This window comes from Citrobacter sp. Cc139 (assembly GCF_030334645.1).
Lineage (GTDB): Bacteria > Pseudomonadota > Gammaproteobacteria > Enterobacterales > Enterobacteriaceae > Citrobacter > Citrobacter werkmanii.
Window position 1 is genome coordinate 87,644 of sequence record NZ_JAOWDM010000075.1, and the last position, 24,151, is coordinate 111,794.

General features: G+C 52.5%; 27 protein-coding genes, 1 other RNA gene and 1 pseudogene. 11 read left to right on the forward strand and 18 right to left on the reverse strand.

Annotated elements, in window-relative coordinates; genetic code table 11:
* The first annotated feature begins 278 nt into the window (after positions 1-278).
* The 4 genes from tomB to OGV69_RS08680 all read left to right on the forward strand — a co-directional run bounded on the left by tomB (position 279) and on the right by OGV69_RS08680 (position 2,223).
* Complete coding sequence (gene tomB, locus OGV69_RS08665) at positions 279-653, forward strand: Hha toxicity modulator TomB (protein ID WP_003021733.1); 375 nt, start codon at positions 279-281, stop codon at positions 651-653.
* Between the two features lie 27 nt (positions 654-680).
* Complete coding sequence (gene hha / locus OGV69_RS08670) at positions 681-899, forward strand: hemolysin expression-modulating protein Hha (protein ID WP_002892050.1); 219 nt, start codon at positions 681-683, stop codon at positions 897-899.
* A gap of 185 nt (positions 900-1,084) precedes the next feature.
* Positions 1,085-1,636: a maltose O-acetyltransferase gene (maa, locus tag OGV69_RS08675; RefSeq protein WP_069323968.1), complete on the forward strand. Its 552-nt coding sequence runs from the start codon at positions 1,085-1,087 to the stop codon at positions 1,634-1,636.
* A 116-nt stretch (positions 1,637-1,752) separates the two neighbouring features.
* Entirely contained in the window at positions 1,753-2,223 is a 471-nt protein-coding gene (locus tag OGV69_RS08680) for a YlaC family protein (RefSeq protein WP_069323967.1), read from the forward strand.
* Positions 2,224-2,296: 73 nt separating this feature from the next.
* Here the strand turns inward: OGV69_RS08680 and ykgO are convergent, their stop codons facing one another.
* A complete protein-coding gene (gene ykgO / locus OGV69_RS08685) occupies positions 2,297-2,437 on the reverse strand; it encodes a type B 50S ribosomal protein L36 (protein ID WP_005125190.1) in 141 nt (46 codons plus the stop codon).
* 1 nt (position 2,438) lies between these two features.
* Entirely contained in the window at positions 2,439-2,699 is a 261-nt protein-coding gene (locus OGV69_RS08690) for a type B 50S ribosomal protein L31 (protein WP_038638331.1), read from the reverse strand.
* 188 nt (positions 2,700-2,887) lie between these two features.
* On the opposite strand from OGV69_RS08690, the gene pdeB reads away from it, so the two are divergent.
* Entirely contained in the window at positions 2,888-4,441 is a 1,554-nt protein-coding gene (gene pdeB / locus OGV69_RS08695) for a cyclic di-3',5'-guanosine monophosphate phosphodiesterase PdeB (protein WP_069323966.1), read from the forward strand.
* A gap of 51 nt (positions 4,442-4,492) precedes the next feature.
* On the opposite strand, the gene OGV69_RS08700 is transcribed toward pdeB, so the two are convergent.
* The gene (locus OGV69_RS08700; RefSeq protein WP_038638323.1) at positions 4,493-4,846 is read right to left on the reverse strand and encodes a DUF1428 domain-containing protein; all 354 of its coding nucleotides are present in this window, start codon (positions 4,844-4,846) and stop codon (positions 4,493-4,495) included.
* Positions 4,847-4,910: 64 nt separating this feature from the next.
* Positions 4,911-5,540 carry a membrane protein YczE gene (gene yczE, locus OGV69_RS08705; RefSeq protein WP_069323965.1) on the reverse strand — a complete coding sequence of 210 codons (630 nt, stop codon included), beginning with the start codon at positions 5,538-5,540 and terminating at the stop codon, positions 4,911-4,913.
* 88 nt (positions 5,541-5,628) lie between these two features.
* Here yczE and yczR point away from each other — a divergent pair, with 88 nt between their 5' ends.
* Positions 5,629-7,056: a MocR-like transcription factor YczR gene (gene yczR / locus OGV69_RS08710; RefSeq protein ID WP_286469231.1), complete on the forward strand. Its 1,428-nt coding sequence runs from the start codon at positions 5,629-5,631 to the stop codon at positions 7,054-7,056.
* Positions 7,057-7,115: 59 nt separating this feature from the next.
* On the opposite strand, the gene OGV69_RS08715 is transcribed toward yczR, so the two are convergent.
* The 3 genes from OGV69_RS08715 to ffs form a co-directional block, all read right to left on the reverse strand.
* Entirely contained in the window at positions 7,116-7,334 is a 219-nt protein-coding gene (locus OGV69_RS08715; protein ID WP_038638314.1) for a hypothetical protein, read from the reverse strand.
* Positions 7,331-7,582 carry a hypothetical protein gene (locus tag OGV69_RS08720; RefSeq protein ID WP_038638313.1) on the reverse strand — a complete coding sequence of 84 codons (252 nt, stop codon included), beginning with the start codon at positions 7,580-7,582 and terminating at the stop codon, positions 7,331-7,333. The genes OGV69_RS08715 and OGV69_RS08720 overlap by 4 nt, the downstream gene beginning before the upstream one ends.
* Positions 7,583-7,736: 154 nt before the next feature.
* Positions 7,737-7,833: signal recognition particle sRNA small type (gene ffs / locus OGV69_RS08725), an RNA gene on the reverse strand.
* An 84-nt stretch (positions 7,834-7,917) separates the two neighbouring features.
* Between ffs and OGV69_RS08730 the strand changes: the two are divergent.
* Positions 7,918-8,307: pseudogene (locus OGV69_RS08730) on the forward strand (MGMT family protein).
* Positions 8,308-8,338: 31 nt separating this feature from the next.
* Here the strand turns inward: OGV69_RS08730 and OGV69_RS08735 are convergent.
* Entirely contained in the window at positions 8,339-8,908 is a 570-nt protein-coding gene (locus tag OGV69_RS08735; protein WP_038638307.1) for a YbaY family lipoprotein, read from the reverse strand.
* 211 nt (positions 8,909-9,119) lie between these two features.
* Between OGV69_RS08735 and tesB the strand changes: the two genes are divergently transcribed.
* Positions 9,120-9,980 (forward strand): acyl-CoA thioesterase II, encoded by an 861-nt coding sequence (gene tesB, locus OGV69_RS08740; RefSeq protein WP_038638304.1) that lies wholly within the window; start codon positions 9,120-9,122, stop codon positions 9,978-9,980.
* A gap of 72 nt (positions 9,981-10,052) precedes the next feature.
* On the opposite strand, the gene amtB is transcribed toward tesB, so the two are convergent.
* The 5 genes from amtB to decR form a co-directional block, all read right to left on the reverse strand.
* The gene (amtB, locus tag OGV69_RS08745; RefSeq protein ID WP_038638301.1) at positions 10,053-11,339 is read right to left on the reverse strand and encodes an ammonium transporter AmtB; all 1,287 of its coding nucleotides are present in this window, start codon (positions 11,337-11,339) and stop codon (positions 10,053-10,055) included.
* Positions 11,340-11,370: 31 nt separating this feature from the next.
* On the reverse strand, positions 11,371-11,709 hold the full coding sequence (gene glnK / locus OGV69_RS08750; RefSeq protein ID WP_006685697.1) for a P-II family nitrogen regulator: 339 nt from the start codon (positions 11,707-11,709) through the stop codon (positions 11,371-11,373).
* A gap of 217 nt (positions 11,710-11,926) precedes the next feature.
* On the reverse strand, positions 11,927-13,705 hold the full coding sequence (locus tag OGV69_RS08755; protein ID WP_038638298.1) for a SmdB family multidrug efflux ABC transporter permease/ATP-binding protein: 1,779 nt from the start codon (positions 13,703-13,705) through the stop codon (positions 11,927-11,929).
* Positions 13,698-15,470, reverse strand: a complete 1,773-nt coding sequence (locus tag OGV69_RS08760) for a SmdA family multidrug ABC transporter permease/ATP-binding protein (RefSeq protein WP_069323963.1) — start codon at positions 15,468-15,470, stop codon at positions 13,698-13,700. The genes OGV69_RS08755 and OGV69_RS08760 overlap by 8 nt, the downstream gene beginning before the upstream one ends.
* Before the next feature lie 44 nt (positions 15,471-15,514).
* Positions 15,515-15,973, reverse strand: coding sequence for a DNA-binding transcriptional regulator DecR (decR, locus tag OGV69_RS08765; RefSeq protein ID WP_003831023.1), 459 nt, complete (start codon positions 15,971-15,973; stop codon positions 15,515-15,517).
* Between the two features lie 116 nt (positions 15,974-16,089).
* Here decR and OGV69_RS08770 point away from each other — a divergent pair, with 116 nt between their 5' ends.
* Positions 16,090-17,145 carry a PLP-dependent cysteine synthase family protein gene (locus OGV69_RS08770; protein ID WP_114140326.1) on the forward strand — a complete coding sequence of 352 codons (1,056 nt, stop codon included), beginning with the start codon at positions 16,090-16,092 and terminating at the stop codon, positions 17,143-17,145.
* Positions 17,146-17,195: 50 nt separating this feature from the next.
* Here the strand turns inward: OGV69_RS08770 and cof are convergent, their stop codons facing one another.
* The gene (gene cof / locus OGV69_RS08775; RefSeq protein WP_069323962.1) at positions 17,196-18,014 is read right to left on the reverse strand and encodes an HMP-PP phosphatase; all 819 of its coding nucleotides are present in this window, start codon (positions 18,012-18,014) and stop codon (positions 17,196-17,198) included.
* 100 nt (positions 18,015-18,114) lie between these two features.
* Between cof and OGV69_RS08780 the strand changes: the two genes are divergently transcribed.
* Together OGV69_RS08780 and queC are read left to right on the forward strand one after the other, a co-directional pair.
* On the forward strand, positions 18,115-19,815 hold the full coding sequence (locus tag OGV69_RS08780) for an SgrR family transcriptional regulator (RefSeq protein WP_069323961.1): 1,701 nt from the start codon (positions 18,115-18,117) through the stop codon (positions 19,813-19,815).
* Between the two features lie 64 nt (positions 19,816-19,879).
* The gene (gene queC, locus OGV69_RS08785; protein WP_069323960.1) at positions 19,880-20,575 is read left to right on the forward strand and encodes a 7-cyano-7-deazaguanine synthase QueC; all 696 of its coding nucleotides are present in this window, start codon (positions 19,880-19,882) and stop codon (positions 20,573-20,575) included.
* Between the two features lie 58 nt (positions 20,576-20,633).
* Here queC and fadM read toward each other — a convergent pair whose 3' ends face one another.
* From fadM to hupB, 4 genes are all read right to left on the reverse strand, one after another.
* Complete coding sequence (gene fadM, locus OGV69_RS08790; RefSeq protein ID WP_042310094.1) at positions 20,634-21,032, reverse strand: long-chain acyl-CoA thioesterase FadM; 399 nt, start codon at positions 21,030-21,032, stop codon at positions 20,634-20,636.
* 102 nt (positions 21,033-21,134) lie between these two features.
* Positions 21,135-21,509, reverse strand: a complete 375-nt coding sequence (locus tag OGV69_RS08795; protein ID WP_042310096.1) for a helix-hairpin-helix domain-containing protein — start codon at positions 21,507-21,509, stop codon at positions 21,135-21,137.
* Positions 21,510-21,655: 146 nt separating this feature from the next.
* Positions 21,656-23,530, reverse strand: a complete 1,875-nt coding sequence (gene ppiD / locus OGV69_RS08800; RefSeq protein ID WP_069323959.1) for a peptidylprolyl isomerase — start codon at positions 23,528-23,530, stop codon at positions 21,656-21,658.
* Positions 23,531-23,797: 267 nt separating this feature from the next.
* A complete protein-coding gene (gene hupB / locus OGV69_RS08805; RefSeq protein ID WP_003021629.1) occupies positions 23,798-24,070 on the reverse strand; it encodes a nucleoid-associated protein HU-beta in 273 nt (90 codons plus the stop codon).
* Positions 24,071-24,151: the final 81 nt, after the last annotated feature.

Sequence of the window (24,151 nt, forward strand, 5' to 3'; positions counted from 1 at the left end):
TTGCCTGTCGTTGCGATAGCTAATGAAGATAACCCGATGATTGCCCGAAGAATAAAGAAATTGTCCGATTTCAAATAACTGTACTTATCTGTTAAAATGTAAATATGACGCCACGTCATAATTTTGCATAATTGTAATTTTTCGTGATATGACGATGAAATCTTTTTTAGACTAGATTATAGTTAAATCATCAGGAGTCGCGGGCAAGTTCCAGGTAGTTTGTTGTATCCATCCCGAAGGTGTTCGGTTAGTTTAAGCCACGAAGAAGGGGATGCGTTATGGATGAATACTCACCCAAAAGACATGATATCGCGCAGCTTAAATTTCTCTGCGAAACTCTGTATCATGACTGTCTTGCAAACCTTGAACAAAGTAACCATGGCTGGGTTAACGACCCTACCTCTGCAACCAGCTTGCAGCTCAATGAACTGATAGAGCATATTGCAACCTTCGCACTTAATTATAAAATTAAGTACAATGAGGACAATAAGCTGATTGCGCAGATAGATGAATACCTGGATGACACTTTTATGTTGTTCAGCAGTTATGGTATTAATACGCAGGATCTGCAGAAATGGCGGAAATCAGGTAATCGACTGTTTCGCTGTTTTGTCAATGCCACCAGGGCTAATCCTGTTAGTTTGTCTTGTTAAAAATTATTACAATCATAGGTAAGAGTTATGTCTGATAAACCATTAACTAAAACAGATTATTTGATGCGCCTGCGACGCTGCCAGACAATTGACACGCTTGAGCGCGTTATTGAAAAAAATAAATATGAATTGTCCGACAACGAACTGGCTGTATTTTACTCAGCAGCGGATCACCGTCTTGCTGAATTGACCATGAATAAGCTCTACGACAAGATTCCAACTTCCGTTTGGAAATTCATTCGCTAATTGCTCTCGAGGTTAAGTCAGGTATAGCGGGACATTTGTTTGTCTGACTGACCATTTTCGTATTTACAATGGTTATTTAATTCAAATCATGTGATTACGATCACAGCGAATCAACGGGAACGTTCCCCTTGCTTGCATTGCGTTTTACTGTGCTGAAATGATCATCAGGACACAGGGAATTCGTAATGAGTAAAGAAAAGCAAAAAATGCTCGCCGGCGAACACTATCGCCCGGCAGATGAAACGTTGCGCAACGACCGACTACGCGCTCGTCAGTTGACTCACCGCTACAATCTCACCTCGCCAGAGGCAAAAAGTGAGCGTCAGGCCATCCTGCATGATCTGCTGGGTCAAAGCGAAGGTGCATATATTGAACCCTCTTTCCGTTGTGATTACGGTTATAACATCTATCTCGGTAAAGAATTTTACGCCAACTTCGACTGCGTCATGCTTGATGTCTGTCCAATCCATATTGGCGACAACTGCATGCTGGCACCCGGCGTCCATATCTATACCGCGACACACCCTCTGGATGCGACCGAACGCAACAGTGGCCTGGAGTTCGGAAAGCCCGTGACTATCGGCAACAATGTCTGGATAGGTGGCCGCGCAGTGATCAATCCCGGCGTAACGCTCGGTGATAATGTCGTTGTAGCCTCTGGCGCGGTGGTGACGAAAAGCGTTCCGGCAAACAGCGTAGTCGGCGGTAATCCCGCGAGGATCATCAAAACGCTGTGATCTAAAATGTAACTGTTATGCTAAATTGCGGTTAATCTGTTACTACCTTCAGCAGGTATCCCCTTTTAAAATAGGGCGATCGCTCCTGAATTTTGCAGATATCACGAAGGCAAGAGATGACAGAAATACAGCGCCTGCTTACCGAAACAATCGATGACTTAAATATTCGCGAGAAGCGCGACAACAAACCGCGCTTTAGCATCAGTTTTATTCGCAAACATCCGGGGCTGTTTATCGGTATGTATGTGGCATGGTTTGCCACGCTGGCGGTAATGCTACAGTCAGAAACGCTGGTCGATTCGGTATGGCTGCTGGTAGTACTGTTTGTCATACTTAACGGCTTTTTCTTTTTCGACGTGGCGCCGCGTTATCGCTATGAAGACATCGACGTCCTGGATTTCAGAGTTTGTTATAACGGTGAATGGTACAACACGCGTTTTGTTCCCTCCTCACTCATCGACTCTATTTTGCACTCCCCTTCCGTTGATAGCGAGCATAAAACACAACTGCAAAAGATGATTTCACGTAAAGGCGAACTCTCGTTCTACGATGTGTTTACGCTCACCCGCCCGCAGGCCAGCCAGTAATTTCGCCTCTGACATAAAAAAGTGCGTCCCTGTGAAGGAAACGCACTTTAGCCCCTGAATGCCGGCAAAGAAATTAACGTCTTTTTTTACGGCCCTGTACCGCTTTAAATCGCGGATTTGTTTTACAGATAACATACAAACGCCCTTTGCGTTTCACTATCTGGCAGTCAGGGTGCCGCTGTTTTGCGCTGCGAAGCGAATTGAGTACCTGCATTTTAACCTCGCTTAGCGCCAATAAAATGACCAAAACGTTTCTGGAAGCGGGCTGCGCTACCTTCGTTGTCAAAGGTCTTTTGTTTTCCGGTGTAATACGGATGTGACTTAGAAGAGATATCAAGGGTCACATACGGGTACGTTTTCCCCTCGAACTCAATCTCACGTTCGGTTTTGATGGTCGAACCGACCTTAAAGTATTCATTGGCACTGGTATCGTGAAACACCACGGTACGATAAAAAGGATGGATATCCGGTTTCATGGCAACCTCAAATTGTTACGTTATAACATAATCATTAAAGTACACCACTCTTATTTAAATCACAACCTGATTTACGCGACGGGCAAACAAACGGGGTGATAAGTGGCCCTAAATATATGATGCCAATCGAATAGCTTTTTCGGCTTTCGGATATACTTTCCTTACGCTGTGTTAATAAGGATATCATTGTGACAACACGACATCTGATAAGCCTGGTGACAGGGGTGCTGTTTCTTTCTATCCTCGCCCCCGTAGGTTTAAGCTTGTGGCTGGCACATCGTCAGGTCGAAACAAAATTTATTGATGAACTCGATATGTTCTCAACACGAGTCGCATTGCGCACAGAACGCGTCGGCGAGCAGGCCAGGAAAGCATTACGCCACATAGAGTCCTTTCAGGGAGTGCCTTGTAGTGATGAGCATCTGCTGGAAATGCGTCGCTTGTCATATAGCTATCGCTATATTCAGGAAGTGCTGTATCTCAAAGACAATGTTCCGCAATGTTCATCTCTGGAAAAAAACAGCCAGGCTGCCGCATTTCCACCAGCAATGAAAGTCACGCCGGATGGATATCGCGCATGGCTTACTACGCAAAATGATTTGGGCATCAAGCGTTTTATGGCAGCTTTAGGTAGCGAGCATTATGTCGTGATGGTCGATCCGGGTTCCTTTATTGACGTCATCCCGTTTGGCTCATGGCCAATCGAAGTCACTATCATTGGCACCGCGCGCAACGTGGTGGTTGCCAGTAGCGCCGCGCTGCCATCGGACGTTTTGCAGCATGTAAAACAAGAACATTCGATCACTCATTTTCAGAAAGATAGCAATATTTTTAATGCCCGCCCCTTTCCTGAACTGGGCATCACGATCGTCACCTGGGCATCTACCCTACCATTACAAAAAACCTGGCACCGACAAGCCCTGATCTGGCTCCCGGCCGGGATTATCATCGGCCTGCTTACCGCCGCCTTTATTCTGCGCATTTTGCGTCGCTTACAGTCCCCCCATCACCAGTTGCAGGATGCTATCCAGCATCGGGATATCAAGGTCCATTACCAGCCCATTATCTCGCTCACAACGGGAAAAGTGGTCGGGGCAGAAGCACTGGCCCGTTGGCAGCAGGCCGATGGGAGCTATCTGTCGCCTGAAATTTTTGTCGCGATGGCGCAGGAGACCGGACTGACAAAACCCCTCACGCGTTTGATAATTGAAAGCGTATTTGACGATTTAGGAAAATGGCTGCGTCAACACCCGGATCAGCATATCTCCATTAACCTTGAGTCAGCCGATCTGGCTTCTGAAACCCTTCCCGCTCTGTTAGGCCAGAAGGTAAAGCACTGGCAGCTTAATCCAGCGCAAATCGCGCTGGAACTGACCGAACGCGAGTTTGCCGATCCGAAAAACAGCGCGCCGTTTATTGCTAAATATCGTCAGGCGGGACATTCAATATACATCGATGATTTTGGAACCGGCTATTCCAGCCTGAGCTATTTACAGGATCTGGATGTGGACATCCTGAAGATCGATAAATCCTTTGTTGATGCCCTGGAGTACAACAACGTGACGCCGCATATCATTGAGATTGCCAAAACGCTGAAGCTGGAAATGGTGGCAGAAGGTATCGAAACTGAAAATCAGGCAGCCTGGCTACGCCAACATGGCGTGCAGTACGGTCAGGGCTGGCTTTACAGTAAAGCACTGCCAAAAGCGGAATTTATTCTGTGGGCTGAAAAACGGCTGTGACATGGCTGTTGATGTTGAGATGGCTGGCGGCACGCCGCACAGCCAGTCACATCACTCGTCCATAATGGGCGCAAATCCGCCGTAGATCATTCGTTTGCCATCAAATGGCATAGACTCACCGAATTCCTTCATACGGGGATCGGACATCATCTTCTGATTCGCCGCATCGCGGACCTCTTTGGAAGGGTATTCAATCCAACTGAATACCACCTCTTCATCATCCTGCGCTTTCACTGCCATGCGAAAATCGGTTAATTTGCCGTCGGGGACATCATCTGCCCAGCACTCCACCACGCGTAATGCGCCGAACTCCTTGAAAAGCGGAGCTGCTTTCGCCGCCATCGCAATGTACGCCTCCTTGTTTTCAGCGGGTACGGCAACGACAAAACCATCAACATACTTCATGAGAAAAACCTCCGAAGTGTACTGCGCAGCAAGCCGATTCTGGCCGCGTCAGTCGAGGTTAAGTTTAGTCGCCAGCAGGCGATCGCGCCCCAGGTTCACTCCTGACTCGGATACGCGACTGTGGCTGTTGGCGAAACCACGGCAAGCAAATCTGAATTAATGGCCCAATAGCCAGCGCATACAATACCGTGCCAACCCCCACGGTTCCCCCCAGCAGCCAACCAATAAGCAACACTGACACTTCAATTGCGGTGCGAATGCGTCGTACTGGCCATCCGGTACGCGCGTGAATACCGGTCATCAGGCCGTCCCGTGGACCCGCGCCAAAACCAGCGCCAATATATAAACTGGTGGCTAATGCATTCAGGATCACCGCGGTCACCAGCAGGACGCTGCGCGCCGGCAGGGATTCGAATCCCGGGATCACCACCAGCGCGGCATCTGCCGCCAGCCCAATCATAATAACATTGCTCAGGGTGCCAAATCCGGGACGCTGGCGTAGCGGTATCCACGCCAGCAGCACCAACACGCCTACGACAATAATCACCACGCCGATATTCATCGACAGTAAATTGGCCACCCCCAGATGAAACACGTTCCACGGATCGGCCCCTAAATCGGCGCGAACAAACATGGCCGTCGATACACCGTACAGCGCCAGACCGATATACAGCTGAAGTAAACGACGCAGCATGCTTTTTCCCCTCTCACTCTCAGATAGCTTTCATCTTCCCCGCAATTGGCACTATGATTAACGTCCAGTTTTCAAAAAGTGGACTGCTATGTCATCTCGCCGTTATGGAAGTCAGTCTTTGCAGCGCCTGCTCGGCCACTGGCAGGAAAGCCCCTCGCGAACGCCCCTCTGGCGACAGCTGGCAGAAGGGCTACGTCTATTGATTCTCGATGGTCGGCTGGCGCTGGATAGCCGTTTGCCCGGCGAGCGTGAACTCGCTGCCGTTCTGGAAGTGAGCCGAACCACTGTCGCCAGCGCGATGGCGCAACTGCGTGAAGAAGGCTATCTGGAGAGCCGTCATGGGAGCGGTTCGCGGGTTATTCTGCCGGAACATATTCGCCATGTGCCAACGCGAACCAGCACTGGCACAGCGCTTGATTTGTCCACGGCAGCGCTCAGTGCCGGTCCCGAAATTCATCAGGCTTATCAGCAAGCGTTGTTCGCGATGCCGCAGCATCTGCTAAGTTCTGGGTATCTGCCGCAGGGGCTGGCAGCTTTACGTGAATCCATCGCCCGGCATTATTGTGAGCGCGGACTCCCCACGCAGCCCGATGAAATAATGGTAGTGAATGGCGCGGTCAGCGGTCTGGCGCTGATCCTGCGTTTGCTGACAGGTCCTGGCGATCGCGTCGTCGTTGATCACCCCACTTATCCGCTGGCGATTGCCGCTATTCAGGGCGCGTCCTGTCGACCCGTTGGCGTGTCGCTACCCGGGCAGGGTTGGGATACGGCGGGTCTGGTCGCCACTATCGCGCAAACGGCGCCCAGAATGGCCTACCTGATGCCGGACTTTCACAACCCGACCGGGCGTTGTATGGACGCCGCAACCCGTCAGGTCGTGGCGGATATTGCCGAAAGAACACGTACGACGTTGGTCGTCGATGAGACGATGGTGAACCTGTGGTACGACGCCCCGCCACCACCGCCGCTTGCCGCGTTCAATCGCGATGCCCCAATCATTTTACTGGGTTCGGCAGGGAAAAGCTTTTGGGGAGGATTACGTTTGGGTTGGATTCGGGCTTCGTCACGAACAATTGCCGCCCTGGTACAAACCCGCGACACTTTCGATTTGGGCTCTCCGGTACTTGAACAACTCGCCACCCGTTGGTTGTTGGATAACGCCGGGCGCTTTCTTCCTGACAGAAGACGCTTGCTGGCATCGCAGCGCGACCTGTGCTCCAGCCTGATGCATACACATTTCCCGGAATGGCAGTTTACCCAACCACAAGGAGGACTCTCTTTCTGGGTCGAACTACCCGATACGCTGGCGACGCTCTTTGCTGCGCGCGCCGAAAGCGCGGGAATTCAGTTAGGAACCGGTACGCGCTTCGGCCTCGATGGCGCATTCGATCGTTTTTTGCGCATGCCCTTCACATTGCCGGATGATACAGCACGCGCCGCCTTCAGAGTGTTGCAACCCATTTGGGATAACCTTCGTTTGCAGGCCAGCAGCGGGAAAATGCGCAAAATAATTTAAGCGACGGCCCAAAGGACCCGCTTTTGTATGTTGTGACGGACAACAACGTCCCGGCACAATTACAACTGCGGAGGAACCGGAAAACCTTTCAGGGAAATCACAAAATTCTCACCGTCCTTCTTAATTTTTGCCCCGGCATCACACCAGTCGGAAGCAATACGGAAGAACTCATCGCTGCCGACATTCCAGCTCAGGCGAACATGTTTCACATAGCCAGATCGCAGCAATTCACAGGCTTCGCTGTAATTACAGGCGGTTGAGAACGATTGTTGTTTCATTTTTTCTTCTTCAGTAATCTGCGCAATGCTTTGATTTCTTTAGGAGTCAGTGCATCAACGACGGATTCTTCCGTATGCTGGCTGTCGATATCCTCAGCGGAGACTCCCGCCTCTTCAACGGCGGAAAAGGCGATCAGCAGCAGCTTTTCCGTCGCGACACTTAGATTTTCATTATGCACTTCGGCGTAATGACGAAGTTTTTCTTTCAGCGCTTCATCAATTTTGACATTCAGTACAGCAGTCGACATTGTAAAAAGTCCTTGTGATCGGCGACGGTAAAAGCGTCAAACAACATCCCCGAAACACATTGACAGCATTTGATGACAATAAAATGACAATACAGTGACAAAGAAAAAGAAGATAAGCAGAAGGAAATTGCCGGACGGCAGAATTGGGTGGGGGCCCTGCCAGCTACATCCCGGCACACACGTCATCTGCCTTGGCTGCTTCCTTCCGGACCTGACCTGGTAAACAGAGTAGTGTTGCGGGAGAACCAACAGAGCCCCCATTGAGAGCGTTGTTAACCAACGCGCAGGCGCATTATCACTGGTGTACCCTGTAAATGCAACCCATCCAGCATCGGATGCTGTTTTCTTGCACAATGCGGCTTCACTCACTCGCCATTCAGGATTATGCTGAAGGATTAGCGCAGGAATAAATGATGGATATACAAGACACTTTCCCCCAACGCGTCTGGCAAATCGTCGCGTCAATCCCCGAAGGATTCGTCACCACCTATGGCGATGTCGCCAGACTTGCCGGATCGCCGCGCGCTGCGCGCCAGGTGGGCGGCGTACTTAAGCGTCTCCCCGAAGGTAGTTCCCTGCCCTGGCACCGGGTCGTCAATCGCCACGGCGCTATTTCATTGACGGGCCCCGATCTGCAACGACAACGTCAGGCGTTGCTGGCAGAAGGGATTGTCGTTTCCGGCAGCGGGCAAATCGATTTACAGCGCTATCGCTGGGTGTACTAACCCTCTCCTCATGGAGAGGGTTACGACTGCTTTAGTACTGCGTGGGAGCAGGAACGGCTGAAGACGGAGTCACCTGGGTTGGTGAAGTCGAAGGCACCGTGGTGGTTGCGCCGCCGCCAGCATTAAGCGGGACTGCGGTCTGCTGCACGGGAACCAACGTCAGGTCGGCTTTCGTCCCGCCCTGATTGATAACCGTCTGAACGGTATCGGTAATAAAGACCAGTTTGCCATTCACCGTAATTGCCGCACTCAGCAGAATACGCGCATTGGGCTGAATATCTGCCGGGTTAAACGGTAATACAAAGCTAAATGGCGCTTGCTTGCCTTCAGTACGCACCGCTTTTTGCGACAACACTTTTGATGGCGCATCGGCCAGCGACGCATCCGACAGCGTAACGGTCAGCACAGCATCCGGTGGCAAGGCCACTTTCTGGCGGATCCATACTGTACCAGATACATTCGGCTGTTGAATTTTAGACTGTGTGTCAGAAATTGACGTATTAGGGCTTGGCGCAGGTGTCTGAATATCTGCACTTTTATCGGCGCAGGCCGCCAGAGCGACTGCAACCGCTAAACCACTTACCATGTGCACGAGTTTCATTAAATTCTCCTTATCATCTATGCACCAGCGAGAACTTTCCTCGCCAGAAGAGTGGTTAACAAAAACATAACGTGATTAAGTGTGGCACAAGACAGCTGTTTTTGCCTGTAATAGGCCAGTAATTCAGACAATTGCACCCATCGGACCACTTTTAAAATTGCGTTATACTCTGCCTAACTCGCGCGACATCGATATCACCTGGAGAGCTCCTATGAGTCTGGCACTCAAAAATTTGCTGACACTGTTAAATCTGGAAAAAATTGAAGAAGGGCTCTTTCGCGGCCAAAGTGAAGACTTAGGGTTACGTCAGGTTTTTGGCGGACAGGTTGTCGGTCAGGCGCTGTATGCCGCGAAAGAAACCGTTCCGGAAGAACGTCTGGTGCACTCCTTTCACAGCTACTTTTTACGCCCCGGCGATAGCCAAAAACCCATCATTTATGATGTAGAAGTCCTGCGTGATGGTAACAGCTTCAGCGCGCGCCGCGTTGCCGCAATCCAGAATGGTAAACCCATTTTTTACATGACCGCCTCCTTTCAGGCACCAGAAGACGGGTTTGAACATCAGAAAACCATGCCGGATGCGCCGGGTCCCGATGAGCTGAAATCAGAAACAGAAATTGCCCGCTCAGTGGCGCATCTTCTGCCACCGTTATTGAAAGAAAAGTTCATCAACGATCGTCCGTTGGAAGTGCGCCCGGTGGAGTTTCATAACCCCTTAAAAGGTCATGTCGCACCTCCGACCCGTCAGGTATGGATCCGCGCCAACGGTGAACTGCAAGACGATCTGCGCGTCCATCAGTATCTGCTGGGTTATGCCTCTGACCTGAACTTCCTGCCCGTCGCGCTGCAACCGTACGGAATTGGTTTCCTGGAAAAAGGGATTCAGATCGCCACCATTGACCACTCAATGTGGTTCCATCGTCCGTTCAATATCAATGAATGGCTGCTGTATAACGTCGAAAGTACTTCCGCCTCCGGTGCCCGGGGCTTTGTGCGCGGGGAATTTTATACGCAGGATGGCGTGCTGGTCGCTTCTACCGTACAGGAAGGGGTCATGCGTAATCGTAATTGATGTCTTATCCGGCCTACAGGCTACATCGTTGTAGGCCGGATAAACGTTAGTGCCATCCGGCATATTGAGAAATCAGGCGTTGTAGGCGTTCTCGCCGTGACTGTTCACATCCAGACCTTCGCGTTCCTGCTCTTCTGGTACGCGCAGACCCACCGTCATATCCGCCAGCTTATAACCGATGAAGGCCACCACGCCGGACCAGACGATGGTAATCGCCACGCTTTCCAGTTGCACCAGCAGCTGATGCCCCATGGTCACGCCCTCGGCAAACCCCACGCCACCCAGCGAGCTGGCGGCAAAAACCCCGGTCAGGATACAGCCGACAATGCCGCATACGCCGTGAACACCAAACACGTCACACGGATCGTCCACGCGAAGAAAACGCTTCAGCATCGTCACTCCCCACAGGCCCGCCAGACCGGCTGCCACGCCAATAATCAACGCGCCGCCGACACCGATATAACCACATGCAGGCGTTACGCCAACCAGACCCGCAACGGCCCCAGAACAGGCCCCCAGCAGAGACGGTTTACCGCGCAACGCCCATTCCCCGAAGATCCACCCGAGGATGGCGGCAGCGGTGGCGACCACGGTATTGACGAAGGCCAGCGCAGCGATTTCATTCGCCGTGCCCGCAGAACCGGCATTAAAGCCAAACCAGCCAATGTAGAGAATGGCGGTGCCAGTGAAGACCATCGGCAGGTTATGCGGCTTAAAAGCTTCTTTACCAAAACCGACGCGTTTGCCAATCAGATAAGCCCCCACCAGACCGGCTATCGCCGCGTTGATATGTACAACCGTCCCGCCGGCAAAATCCAGTGCGCCGTGAGAAGCCAGCAAACCACCGCCCCAGACCATGTGGGCTATTGGGATGTAAGACAGCGTTAACCACACGACCACAAAAATCAGTACCGCCGAGAAGCGAATACGCTCAGCCAGCGCCCCAACGATAAGCCCAACGGTGATACAGGCGAAAGAGCCCTGAAAAGCAACGTGAATATACTGGTAGAAGCTCCCCGTGACCGCCGTCAGCGCAATGTTCTTCAGTAATACCCAGTTGAAGTTGCCGAAGAAATTATTCCCTTCGCCAAAGGCCAGTGAATAGCCATAAACCACCCATAAAATACACACCAGGGCAAATGTCACCGTCACCTGAGTCAGCATCGACAACACGTTCTTACCGCGAATCAAACCGCCGTAAAACAGCGCAATGCCAGGAATGGTCATAAACAGCACCAGCGCGGTACAGATCATCATAAACGCGTTATCCGCTTTATCCGCAACCGCCGGTGCCGCCATCGCCAGTCCCGGCAACAGCGCCAGTGAAGCCATACCTGTTTTCATCGTTGCTATCTTCATTTTTTGGTTTCCTATCACTGTGTGTCAGACGTTACAGTGCGGCTTCGTCAGTTTCGCCGGTACGAATACGAATCACGCGTTGCAGCTCGGCGACAAAGATTTTGCCGTCGCCAATTTTTCCGGTGTAGGCCGCCTTGCTGATGACATCGATCACTTCATCCAGTTGGTCATCGGCAATCGCCACATCAATCTTCACCTTGGGCAAAAAATTGACACTATATTCAGCCCCACGGTACAGCTCGGCATGACCTTTCTGTCGGCCAAACCCCTTCACTTCGGTGACGGTCAGCCCCTGAATACCAATAGATGACAAGGCTTCGCGGACGTCTTCCAGTTTGAACGGTTTGATTACCACGGTAACCAGCTTCATAGATCCCCTCCAGTCAGAATTCAGTAGTGGCTGCAGATACACCAGATGAATACTGCAAGGGATGTGCCAGGAATGAAAAAGCAGGATGATTCGGGCCAGCCGAGGGGAGTTGGGGAAGAAGAAGAAAAAACGCACTATAACGGTGCATAGTGCGTTACATTTTTGCACCAGATTGTTGATTGCCGTCCGGCCTACGATACCGGGTTGGTCTCAGCTATCAGGCAATAATGGAATCCTCTTGCGTACTGGCCGCCAGCTCTTCGCCCGCCAGTTGCAGTTGATACATCTGCCAGTAACGGCCTTGCGCCGCCAGTAATTGCTGGTGCGTACCACGTTCAACCGCCTGTCCACGGTGCAGTACCAGAATGGTGTCCGCATCGACAATCGTCGATAAGCGATGCGCAATCACCACCAGCGTGGTGTGTTCACGCACCGCCGCCAGCGCTTGCTGAATCGCCTGTTCCGTGCCGGAGTCAATACTGGCCGTGGCTTCATCGAGGATCAGGACCTGCGGCGTTTCAACCAGCACCCGCGCCAGCGCCAGCAACTGTTTCTGCCCAACGGAGAGATTATTGCCCTGCTCGCCCAGCCGGGTATGAATTCCCTCGCTCAGGCCGCGCGCCAGTTCCGCCAGTTGCACGGTTTCCAGCGCCTGCCATACCCGCGCTTCTGAGATATCGCGGCCCAGCGTGACGTTTGCCAGGAAGGTATCCGCCATCACCACCGGATCCTGCTGCACCATCGCGATGCCCTGACGCAATACCCCGTGGCTCAGCGAAGACAGCGGTCTCCCATCAAGGCGGATTTCCCCCTGCGTCAGCGGGTAGTATCCCATCAGCAGACTTGCCAACGTACTTTTGCCGCTGCCGGTGTGCCCGACCAGGGCCACAAAGCTACGCGAAGGCACGGACAGACTGATGTTTTGCAGCACCAGATTGTCGTCACGATAAGCAAATGAAACGTTATCTACCTCGATATCCCCACTCTTTAGCGGCTGGTCATCGTCACCATAGCGTTGACGTGGCCCATCCATCAATTCGAACACACGTTCACCGGCGACAACCGCCTGCTGCAGCATTGACTGCTGGGTCGTCAGCTCAATAAGCGGCTCGTTCAACCGCCCGAGATAGCTAATAAACGCATACAACACCCCCACCTCGATCGAACTGCCAGAGGTAAAGCTGAACAGCATCAATAAACCGCAGAGGATCAGCGCCGAGAAAAGGCTAAGCAGCGGACGCAGCAAAAAGCCATCCAGTCGCAGGGTCTGCATCCGCGCCATATAGTGCGAACGGCTGGCCTCGCCCATTCTCTCGCCAAATCGCGCCTGCTGACGGAACTGCTGGATAACACTCATGCCGTTGATGACTTCGTTAAAGCCATCGTTAATATCCGCCAGATAAGCGCGAACCCGGCGCACAATCGGTGTGCTGTAGCGTTGATAAATCACCATCACCACCAGCACCGCCGGGAAAATGACCATCGCGACCAGCGCCATACGCCACTCCAGGCTAAACATCGCCACCAGCATCGCGCCGATCAAGGCCGCACTGCGCAGAACCGTTGCCACTACCGTCACATACAGGTCACGAATCACTTCAGTGTCATTCGTCACTCGGGAGATAAGCTGCCCGACGGGCTGAGTATCAAAGGCGCTGAGCGGCTGGCGAAGCGCTGCGTCCATGACATCGGTGCGCAACTGTTGCACCACGCCAACCGCCGCCTGATTAAATAACAGTGACTGCGCGTAATGCAGACCCGCCGCCAGCAGTTGCAATCCCACATACGCCGCAACCAGCCCGGCGACCATCGCCAGCGGCAGGTTGTTTTTCGCCACCATGTTATCGATAAAATAGCTTATCAGCAGTGGGCCGCTGACTTCAGCCGCAGCCGCCACCCACAGCATGACTACCGCAATCGCCAGCGGTTTTCGCCATGGCGAACCATACTTCAGCAGCCTTTTCAGGGTCGGCCATAATTGCCCAAAACTACGCATTAGCAGCCTCCCCGTTTATCTCTGGCGCATCGGACAGCGCCGCTTCCAGTTGCTGATAGCGGAACATATCGCGATACCAGCCTGGCTGCTGCACCAACACGTCATGCTCACCACGCTGAGCAATATGCCCATGCTGCATCACAATAATCTCGCTGGCTTCCGTCAGGGCCGATAAACGGTGAGCGCTGATAATCACAGTTCTGCCTTCGCCCCACTGGCGCAGGTTATGCAAGATCTGATGCTCGGTACGACCGTCTACTGCCGACAGCGCATCATCCAGGATCAGAATTTCAGCATTCAACAGCAACGCGCGGGCAATAGAGATTCGCTGTTTTTGCCCGCCGGACAGCATCACGCCGCGCTCGCCCACTTCGGTATCATAGCCTTGCGGAAGACGTAAAATATCCTCATGAACGCTGGCGAGACGCGCCACATGTTCGATCTCTTCCTGCGTGGCCTGCGGGCGTCCTAACGCGATGTTATTGGCGACGGTATCTGAAAACAGGAACGGCGTCTGGCTAACCACCGCCAGCCGGCTGCGCCAGCTATCAAGTTGTAAGCGCGATAACGGGATATCATGAAAACGTATATTCCCTTGGCTGATATCGAAATGACGCTGGATCAGCGACAGCACCGTACTTTTCCCCGCGCCGGTCGGGCCGCAGATGCCCAGCATCTGTCCGGGTCTGAGCTGGAAATTCACGTTTTCCAGCGCTGGCTGAGCCGTCAATGGGTAGCGAAATTCGCGAATCGCCACCGCCAGCTCGCCGCGTCCTTCCGGCACCGGTTCAGTACCGTCATCCACCACCGGCGCTTCAGCCAGCATGGCGCGAATACGGCTGTAGGCGGCGCTGCCGCGTTCGACAATGTTAAACATCCATGCCAGCGCCAGCATCGGCCAAATCATCAGACCGAGATACATCATAAAGCTGGTGAGCTGGCCGAGCGTCAGCGAACCGTGCACCACCATCCAGCTTCCTCCGGCAATCGCCAGCAGGTTAGCCATCCCAATGGCGATATAAATCGTTGGGTCAAAACGGGCGTCAATACGCGCCACCCGCAGGTTTTTCTTACCGGTGTCTTCAGCATCTGCGGCAAATAACGCCGACTGCCGATCCTCCAGGCCAAAAGCCTTGATCATGCGAATGCTGGTCAGGCTCTCCTGAGTACGATCGTTAAGACTGGAGAACGCCGCCTGCGCCAGCTTAAAACGGTGATGGAGTCGATCACCGTAACGTTTGATCATTAACGCCATCACCGGCATCGGCAGTAGCGCAATAAGCGTCAGTTGCCAGCTTATCTGCGTAGACATCACGATCAGTACCGCACACCCCATCACCAGCGAATCCACCAGCGTCAGCACGCCTTCGCCAGCGGCAAACACCACCCGATCGACATCGTTAGTGGCGCGCGCCATGAGATCACCCGTACGGTGGCGCAGATAGAACTCGGGGTGCTGGCGACTCAATTGACGGTAATAATCTTCCCGCAGCTCAACCGCCAGTTGGTAGGATGCGCCAAACAGCAGTACGCGCCAGACATAGCGCAGCAAGTACACGACCACCGCAATCAGGGCGATTGTGCCAACCCACATCAGCAGCCTCTCGGTGGTGAAGCGTTGCGCTGTTACGCCATCCACAATGATCCCGACCACTTTCGGCGGGATAAGCTGAAGGATAGCGATGATAATAAGCAGAGCCACTGCTCCAAGGTAGCGACGCCACTCCCGGCGGAAGTACCAGCTTAATTGAGCAAATAATCGCACGCGTTATGTCCTGACAAGATTTCCGGCAATGAGCGCCGGGAGAATTATTCAATCGGTAGAGCAGTTGTGTATTTAATCTGTTCCATCGCAAAGCTGGAGGTGACATCAGACAGGCCCGGCACGCTGTTTACCAGGCGCTTATAAAATTCGTCATAGCTTTTCATATCGGCGACCTGGACCCGCATCAGGTAGTCATACTCCCCTGCCATACGCCAGAATCCCAGAACTTCCGGCATTCCGGTGACTTCGGTGACAAAGCGGCAATACCATTCGCTGCTGTGGTGCTGAGTCTTGATCAACACAAACGCGGTTAAGCCCAGCCCCAGTTTTTCGGGATCCAGCAGGGCGACTCGCCCCAGCAGGATACCATCATCTTCAAGCCGTTTGAGGCGTTTCCAGCAAGGGGTGGTTGTCAGATTAACGGCATCTGCTAACGCCTGCAAAGAAAGGGTGCAGTCTTGTTGCAGTAAGCCGAGCAGCTTACGGTCAATTTTGTCTAACATATCCACTCCACAGAGAAGAATTTTCTCCTTACATTCTATTTTAAAGGCTAAATGGCAACAATTTTTTCCGTGCTTTTCGCTATTCTGGGCACAAAATGACAAATGGATATCTTTTAATGATGAATAGCTCCTGGGTTAAAAACGCCATCAATGAAATCAACGCGGATTATCAACGTTCTGCGGATACGCATCTCATTCGTCTGTCGCTCCCGGCGTTTCCGGGCATTCAGCTCTATTTAAAAGATGAGAGCACGCATCCGACCGGGAGCCTGAAACATCGTCTGGCACGCTCACTGTTTCTGTATGGACTGTGCAATGGCTGGATCAAAGAAGGCACTACCATCATCGAGTCATCATCCGGCTCAACGGCGGTTTCCGAAGCGTATTTCGCCCGTCTGTTAGGATTACCGTTTATCGCCGTTATGCCTTCGTGTACTGCGAAACGTAAAATTGAGCAGATTGAGTTTTACGGCGGGCGCTGTCATTTCGTGGAAAGCGCCTGCGAAATTTATGCGGCTTCTGAACAACTGGCGCGTGAGCTAAACGGCCATTACATGGATCAGTTCACTTACGCTGAGCGCGCCACCGACTGGCGTGGTAACAACAATATTGCCGACAGTATCTTTCGGCAGATGCAATGCGAGCCCAACCCCGTTCCCCGGCATATCGTGATGAGTGCCGGAACCGGCGGCACCTCGGCGACCATTGGCCGTTATATTCGTTGTCAGGGCTACGACACTCGTTTGATGGTGGTGGATCCGGAAAACTCGGTCTTTCTGCCCTTCTGGCAAGATCGCGATGCAACCTTACGCAGCCCGGTAGGTAGCAAAATCGAAGGTATCGGTCGCCCACGCGTAGAACCGTCTTTCATTCCTGACGTGGTCGATGAAATGCTGCGCGTGCCTGATGCCGCCAGCGTGGCCACCGCGCACTGGCTGGAGACGCAGCTAGGCCGTAAAGTTGGCGCCTCAACCGGTACCAACATGTGGGGAGCATTACAACTTGCCGCCCGTATGCGCGATGCAGGAGAAACGGGATCGCTGGTGACGTTGCTGTGTGACAGCGGCGAACGTTATCTGGAAACCTATTACAACCCGCTGTGGGTCGACGCGCACATCGGTGATTTAACGCCGTGGAAAGCGGAGCTGGCTCAACTCCTGAATACCCACTAATCAGACAAAAAAAAGCCAGACGCGAAGTCTGGCTTGCTGGAAGGGATCTCTCATTCGGGGGAATAAGGTAGATGCGGATTGTCCAGCCAATGCGTCAAAAAGTGTGATACTGCCTGATTACGGCAATGCCCAATCACCGATAAATGAGGCAGTTCAGCAATCAGTTGCGGCATCGCGTTACCCATAATCAGGCCGCGCCCTACGCTACTTAACATTTCGCGATCGTTCATGGCATCGCCAAACGCCATACACTCGGCCATTGAATAACCTAAGTGGTTGCTTAATACCGCCAGCGCAGAACCTTTATTACATCCCAGCGGCAGCACCTCGAGGCAATCAACCGCGGAGAAACAGAGATTCGCCTGTTCACCCAGCGCCTCATTGAGTTGAATGCGCAGACGGATCAGCGTGTCATGATCGCCGCAGAAACAGATCTTCGTTACCTGGTGGGCGGGAATACGTTTCACATCCACGATCTGGTAACGAAATCCGCTATACACATGCGCCTGAAGCAGCGCTGGAATTTCTTGTCCGGTGAACCAACCGTTGTCATTAAAGACATGCATGCTGGCCGTGGTGTCCCACTTCTGGTGCAATACACTATCCGCAACATTCGGATCCAGATCCTGGCGGTGCAGCACATCACCCTCCAGCGAGTGAATGCGCGTACCGTTACCCGTGATTAAAAAGGCATCCAGCGAAATAGAACCCAGAATATGGCGCATCTCCAGCACATGACGACCGGTGGCAAATGTCAGAGTGATATCACGTTCACGCAGGCGCGCCAGCGTTGAAAGCGTTTCATCACCTAAATGGTGATTCGGCATCAAAAGGGTGCCATCCATATCAAATGCAGCCAGACGAGCCATCTCTTTCTCCACACTGTGAGGCGGTTAACTTGTGATTCAGTATCACCTGAGATATACGGAAGTAATAGTGAATAGATAAAATGAATTGTTCCGGGTTTATATGCGACTATTGAACCGACTGAATCAATACCAACGCCTGTGGCAGCCCTCGAACGGGGAGCCGCAGTCGGTGACCATTGGCGAACTGGCTGAACGCTGTTTTTGCAGTGAGCGCCACGTGCGAACCCTGTTAAAACAAGCGCAGGATGCAGGCTGGCTGGAGTGGCACGCCCAGTCAGGGCGGGGTAAACGCGGGCAGCTATGTTTTTTGGTTACGCCAGAATCGCTACGTAATACCATGATGGAGCAGGCGCTGCAAAAGGGGGAACAGCTTAACGTGCTGGAGCTGGCCCAACTGGCGCCGGGTGAATTAAGAGCCCTGCTACAGCCGTTTATGGGCGGCCAGTGGCAAAACGACACGCCAACCCTGCGTATCCCCTATTACCGCCAGCTCGACCCTTTGCACCCCGGATTTCTCCCTGGTCGCGCAGAGCAACATCTCGCCGGGCAGGTATTCTCTGGCCTGACCCGGTTTGACACGCATACACAACGCCCCTGCGGTGATTTAGCTCACCACTGGAATATCTCCGCCGACGGCCTGCGTTGGGATTTCTATATTCGCTCCACGCTGTACTGGCATAACGGCGATGCCGTCAGCAGCACGCAGTTACACCAACAACTGTTGATGCTACTTGAGCTACCCGCCCTGAACAAATTGTTCATCAGCGTCAAACATATTGAGGTGACCCATCCCCAGTGTCTGACCTTTATTCTGCATCGTCCCGACTTCTGGCTGGCGCACCGTCTGGCAAGCTACAGCAGTCACCTGGCGCATCCTGAGCACCCGTTTGTGGGTACCGGCCCGTTCCGGTTGACGCTGTTTACCCCTGAGCTGGTGCGTATCGAGAGTCACGATCACTACCACCTGAGTCATCCACTCCTGAAAGCGATTGAATACTGGATAACTCCGCAACTCTTCTCCCAGGATTTGGGCACCAGCTGTCGCCATCCGGTGCAAATTGCGATTGGTAAACCTGAAGAATTGCCCATGCTCAGCCAGGTGAGCAGCGGAATAAGCCTCGGTTTTTGCTATCTCACGCTCAGAAAAAGCGCACGCCTGAATATCCTGCAGGCCCGCCGACTGGTCAATATTATCCACCGTTCTTCCCTGCTACAAACGCTGGAGGTAGATGAAAATCTGATAACCCCGAGCAATGCGCTGCTGCCTGGATGGACGATCCCGCAATGGGATGAACTGGACGAGGTAGCGCTACCGGAAAAACTGACGCTGGCATATCACCTGCCGGTTGAACTACATGCCATGGCTGAACAGCTTCGCCAGGCGCTGGCGCTACTCGGCTGTGAATTAACGCTTATATTTCATAATGCAAAAAACTGGGACGGTAATCATCCTTTAGCGCAGGCCGACCTGATGATGGGTGACAGGCTGATTGGCGAAGCGCCTGAATATACCCTCGAACAGTGGTTACGCTGCGATCAACTCTGGTCACATGTCTTGAATGCCCCTGAATACACACATTTGCAGACCACTCTGGATGCCCTGCAAGTCCAGGCCAATGAAGATGATCGTCACGCAGCGTTACAGCAAGTGTTCGCCACGCTGATGCATGATGCCACGCTGACTCCGCTGTTCAATTATCACTATCGTATTAGTGCGCCACCGGGCGTGAACGGCGTGCGTCTGAATCCTCGCGGCTGGTTTGAGTTCACCGAAGCCTGGTTACCGCCCCCTTCAGCATGAAGAAGCTGGTCGACACCACGTCCAGGCGCTACCATATGGGTTTCGTTATTTGTCAGGAAAAGCCATGAAACGTGCCGTTGTTGTATTCAGTGGAGGTCAGGACTCCACGACCTGTCTGGCGCAAGCGCTACATCAGTATGATGAAGTCCACTGCGTGACCTTTGATTATGGTCAGCGTCATCGCGCTGAGATTGATGTCGCACGTGATCTGGCCTTTAAACTCGGCGCGCGTGCGCACAAAGTGCTTGATGTCACGCTGCTTAGCGAACTGGCTGTCAGTAGCCTGACCCGTGATAACATTCCGGTGCCTGATTACGAACCGGATGCGAATGGCATTCCCAATACCTTTGTGCCCGGACGCAATATTCTGTTTTTAACGCTGGCGGCGATTTACGCATATCAGGTGCAGGCAGAGGCGGTCATTACCGGCGTTTGTGAAACCGACTTCTCTGGATATCCCGACTGTCGCGATGAGTTCGTCAAGGCTCTGAACTATGCCGTGAGCCTGGGGATGGCAAAAGATATCCGCTTTGAAACTCCGCTGATGTGGATCGATAAAGCCGAAACCTGGGCGCTGGCCGATTACTGGGGCAAGCTGGACCTGGTACGCGAAGAAACGCTGACCTGCTATCACGGTATCAAAGGTGACGGTTGTGGTCACTGCGCGGCCTGTAATCTGCGCGCCAACGGTCTTAACCATTATCTGGCGGATAAACCGGCAGTGATGACGGCGATGAAGCAGAAAACCGGGTTAAAGTAATGGGTTGAGCGATGCCGGATGGCGCTTTGCTTATCCGGCCTGCAAGCACTCGCAGCCACTACTTCACCATCAGCTCCAGTTTTTCGCGCAACTCCCCTTCCAGCGGTAGTGCTTTTTGCGTTTTCAAATCAATACAGACGAAGGTTATCAACGCATCTGCCACCACCTGTCCTTCCGGCTCCAGGGTGATAGTCTGGTTCAACACGCCGCTTTTGCCATTTAATTGCTGCACCTGACTGGTAATAGTCAGCAGGTCGCTCAGCACCGCCGGACGACGATAGTTGATATTAATATTCACAACCACAAAAGCGATGTTGTGAGCGGTCATCCACTGAAAACTGTCGCTGTTTTCCAGTCCATCCCAGCGTGCTTCTTCCAGAAACTCAAGATAACGAGCATTGTTGACGTGCTGATAGACATCAAGATGAAAACCACGAACTTTGATTTGTGTTTGCATAGCGCAGGAACCTTACATTTTTATAGGAATATATTCAGGGTAGTGAGGCCATAACTGGTATGACCTCTCTAGTGTGGCAAATATTGGCCACTGCGCAAGTTATTAAAGTGTTAAAACTGCCAGGTTACGCTCTACCAAAGAACTGCCCATCCCCGGCACCTGCTTTAAATCATCGACCGTTTTAAATGGCCCATACTCCTCACGATAGCTGACAATCGCCTGGGCTTTTTTCAGTCCGACCCCATTCATCACTCGCGCTAAATCCTCCGCAGAAGCGCTATTGATGCTTACCCTGGTGCCTTCATCATCGCTTGCTTTAGCGGGTTGCGTAGCCTTGCTTTGCGCCGCCCCTGAGGCATCCGCTTTGGTTTGAGTCGCGTGGCTTTTGGCAACAGGCTCTGCAGCCAATGCGCTTTGGGCCATACCGGCGCAGGTCAATGAAAGGGTGATAAGCAGGGCTTTGATTCCATGTTTCATACTGTTTTCTCCGTGTTTGTTAACAGTGGAATCACGATAGCGAGGTGCAGAACAGCAGACAAACGGCAAATATCAGAAATGGAAAAGGCCGCGAAAGCGGCCTTTGGTTAATACAACTTTTTGCAATTTTATGCGAGCTGCCTCGGTTATTGCTGCTGTTCCAGCGCGTCACCGATTTTAATTTTTGCGGCTTTACGCAGATTGCTCATCAGCGCTTCAAAGGTAATTTGCGCGTTGTTCTGAGTAATCCCCTGAACCATCGCTTTCTTCTGCGCTTCAGGCATAGAACCCGCTTTCACTTCGTCCAGCGCAAGCAGAACAACGTTGCCCTGCATATCGTTTGCCACGCCGTAACTCGGTTTGTCTTTTGCTGGCAGGCTCAGACCAAAGGCTGCCTGGCTCAGAGGATCCTGACCCGTGCGGCTCAGTGTTTTCGCCTCACCAAAGCTCAGACCTGCTGCTTTCATCGCTTCATCGCCTTTACCGGCTTTCAGGTCTGCCAGCAGTTTATCGGCATCCAGCTTAGCCTGTTGCTCTGCTTTATTGTGCTTAACAAGCGCAGTAACCTGCTCTTTCACTTCAGCCAGTGGCTTAACGGCTTCGGCTTTGTGCTCTGCAATACGCAGCACAAACGCGCGATCGCCATCCACGGTAATGATGTCAGAGTTACTGCCAGGCGTACCGTTCTCGCCAACCAGACCCCCATTGAAAATGACGTCAGCGACGGGTTTGAAATTCAGCTCTTCCGGCAGACTGTCACGGCTAAACCAGCCCGTTTCAACCGCTTTCATACCGGCAGCTTGCTCCGCACCCGCCAGGGATTCGTTATCGTTGCTGGCTGCATCGCTCACTTTCTGCTGCAGCGCATAGTACGCATCCAGCGCTTTTTCCTGCTTCACTTTCGCCGCAATGTCGTCACGGGCTTCGCTCAGCGGTTTAACCTGCGCAGGCTGTACGTCATCAAGACGCGCAACGAGGAAACCAACGGAAGATTTAATCACACCGGACAGTTGGCCTTTGTCTTTCAGGCCGGCATTTTTCAGCTCATCCGGAGTGGTGGAATCTTCCAGCCATCCCATATCGCCACCTTTACGGGCAGAGATGATGTCGGCTGATTTTTCTTTCGCCAGCGCAGCGAAATCTGCGCCTTTGCTCAACTCATCCAGTACCGCTTTAGCTTCATCTTCCGTTTTCGTCTGAATAATGCTGTAGCGGTTACGCTGCGGCTGAGTGAACTGGTCCTGATGCTGGTCATAGTAAGACTGAATATCAGCATCGCTGGCCGTCTCCTGCAGTGCAGCAGCGTCCAGCTTGATGTAGCTCACGCGGAACTGTTCCGGCGTCATGAAGTTGTTTTTATTCTGCTCGTAGTAGCTGGCAACTTCCTGCTCGGTAACGGATTGCTTCGCGGCAAGCGCGTTAACGTCAATCGTCGCCTCACGCACGATACGCTGCTGTGCGACCAGCGCCGCCAGCTCATCGGTTTCGCCTTTCAGCATGAAGTCCGTACCGGCAACGCCGTTGATCAACTGCTGGGTAGTAAGCTGATTACGTAATGCCTCAGCGTACTGATCGGCGGTCATTCCCATTTGATTAACAATCGCATTGTAGCGGTTGTTATCAAATTTGCCGTCCACCTGGAAAGCAGGCGTGGCGAAAATAGCCTGTTTAACCTGATCGTCGCTGATATTGAGCTTCAGCTCGCGGGAGTATTGATCCAGCAGCGCTTCGTCTACAAGACGATTCAGCACCTGCTGACGCAGCGTTTTCATATAGCCTTCATTCGCCGCCAGCTCAGAGTATTGATCGCCCAACTGTTGCTGCATGCGGTTACGTTCGCTATTGAACGCATTTTCGAATTGCCCGCGGCTGATCTCCTGGCCATTCACTTTGGCGGCGTAATTGTTGCCCCCGCCAATCAGGTAACCACTCACGCCGGTCAAAATGAACGACACGATAATGATACCGAAAATAATCTTGAGCACGAGACTGTTAGCAGCCGTGCGTAAGCTGTCCATCATGGTGTAACCACACTCCGCTGTAGATGACTATACGCGTTATCCTTCAAGCCGCCTGCACGTTGTTACAACAACGGTGGCAAGGATTTTGAGTATATATGCTTCACGCAGCATAGCGTTTCCTGAACGCTGCGCACAAAGGCCTATTGTGACAAGAAACGGGGGCAATTGTCAGCCCACAACACGTAGAAAGTACCGGAATCAGAAATAAAAAAGGCACATCAGTTGATGCGCCCTTGTACTTCGTCACATCCCCAAAGGGGAAATCACTTAGTTTACCGCGTCTTTCAGTGCTTTACCTGCACGGAAGCCCGGTACTTTAGCCGCGGCGATGGTGATCTCTTTACCTGTTTGCGGGTTGCGACCAGTACGGGCAGCACGCTCTTTAACGGCAAAAGTACCAAAACCTACCAGCGCTACGTCATCGCCTTCCTTCAGGGATTCGGTAACAGAAGCAATAATTGCATCTAACGCACGTCCAGCCGCAGCTTTAGAGATATCAGCCCCTGCAGCAATTTTGTCGATCAGTTGAGATTTATTCACTCTTCTCTTCCTCTTTTATAATTTATATCGCACCTGAATCCTTCAAAGTGCGACCGCGCAGCAGTTATATCAGGCCTGCCA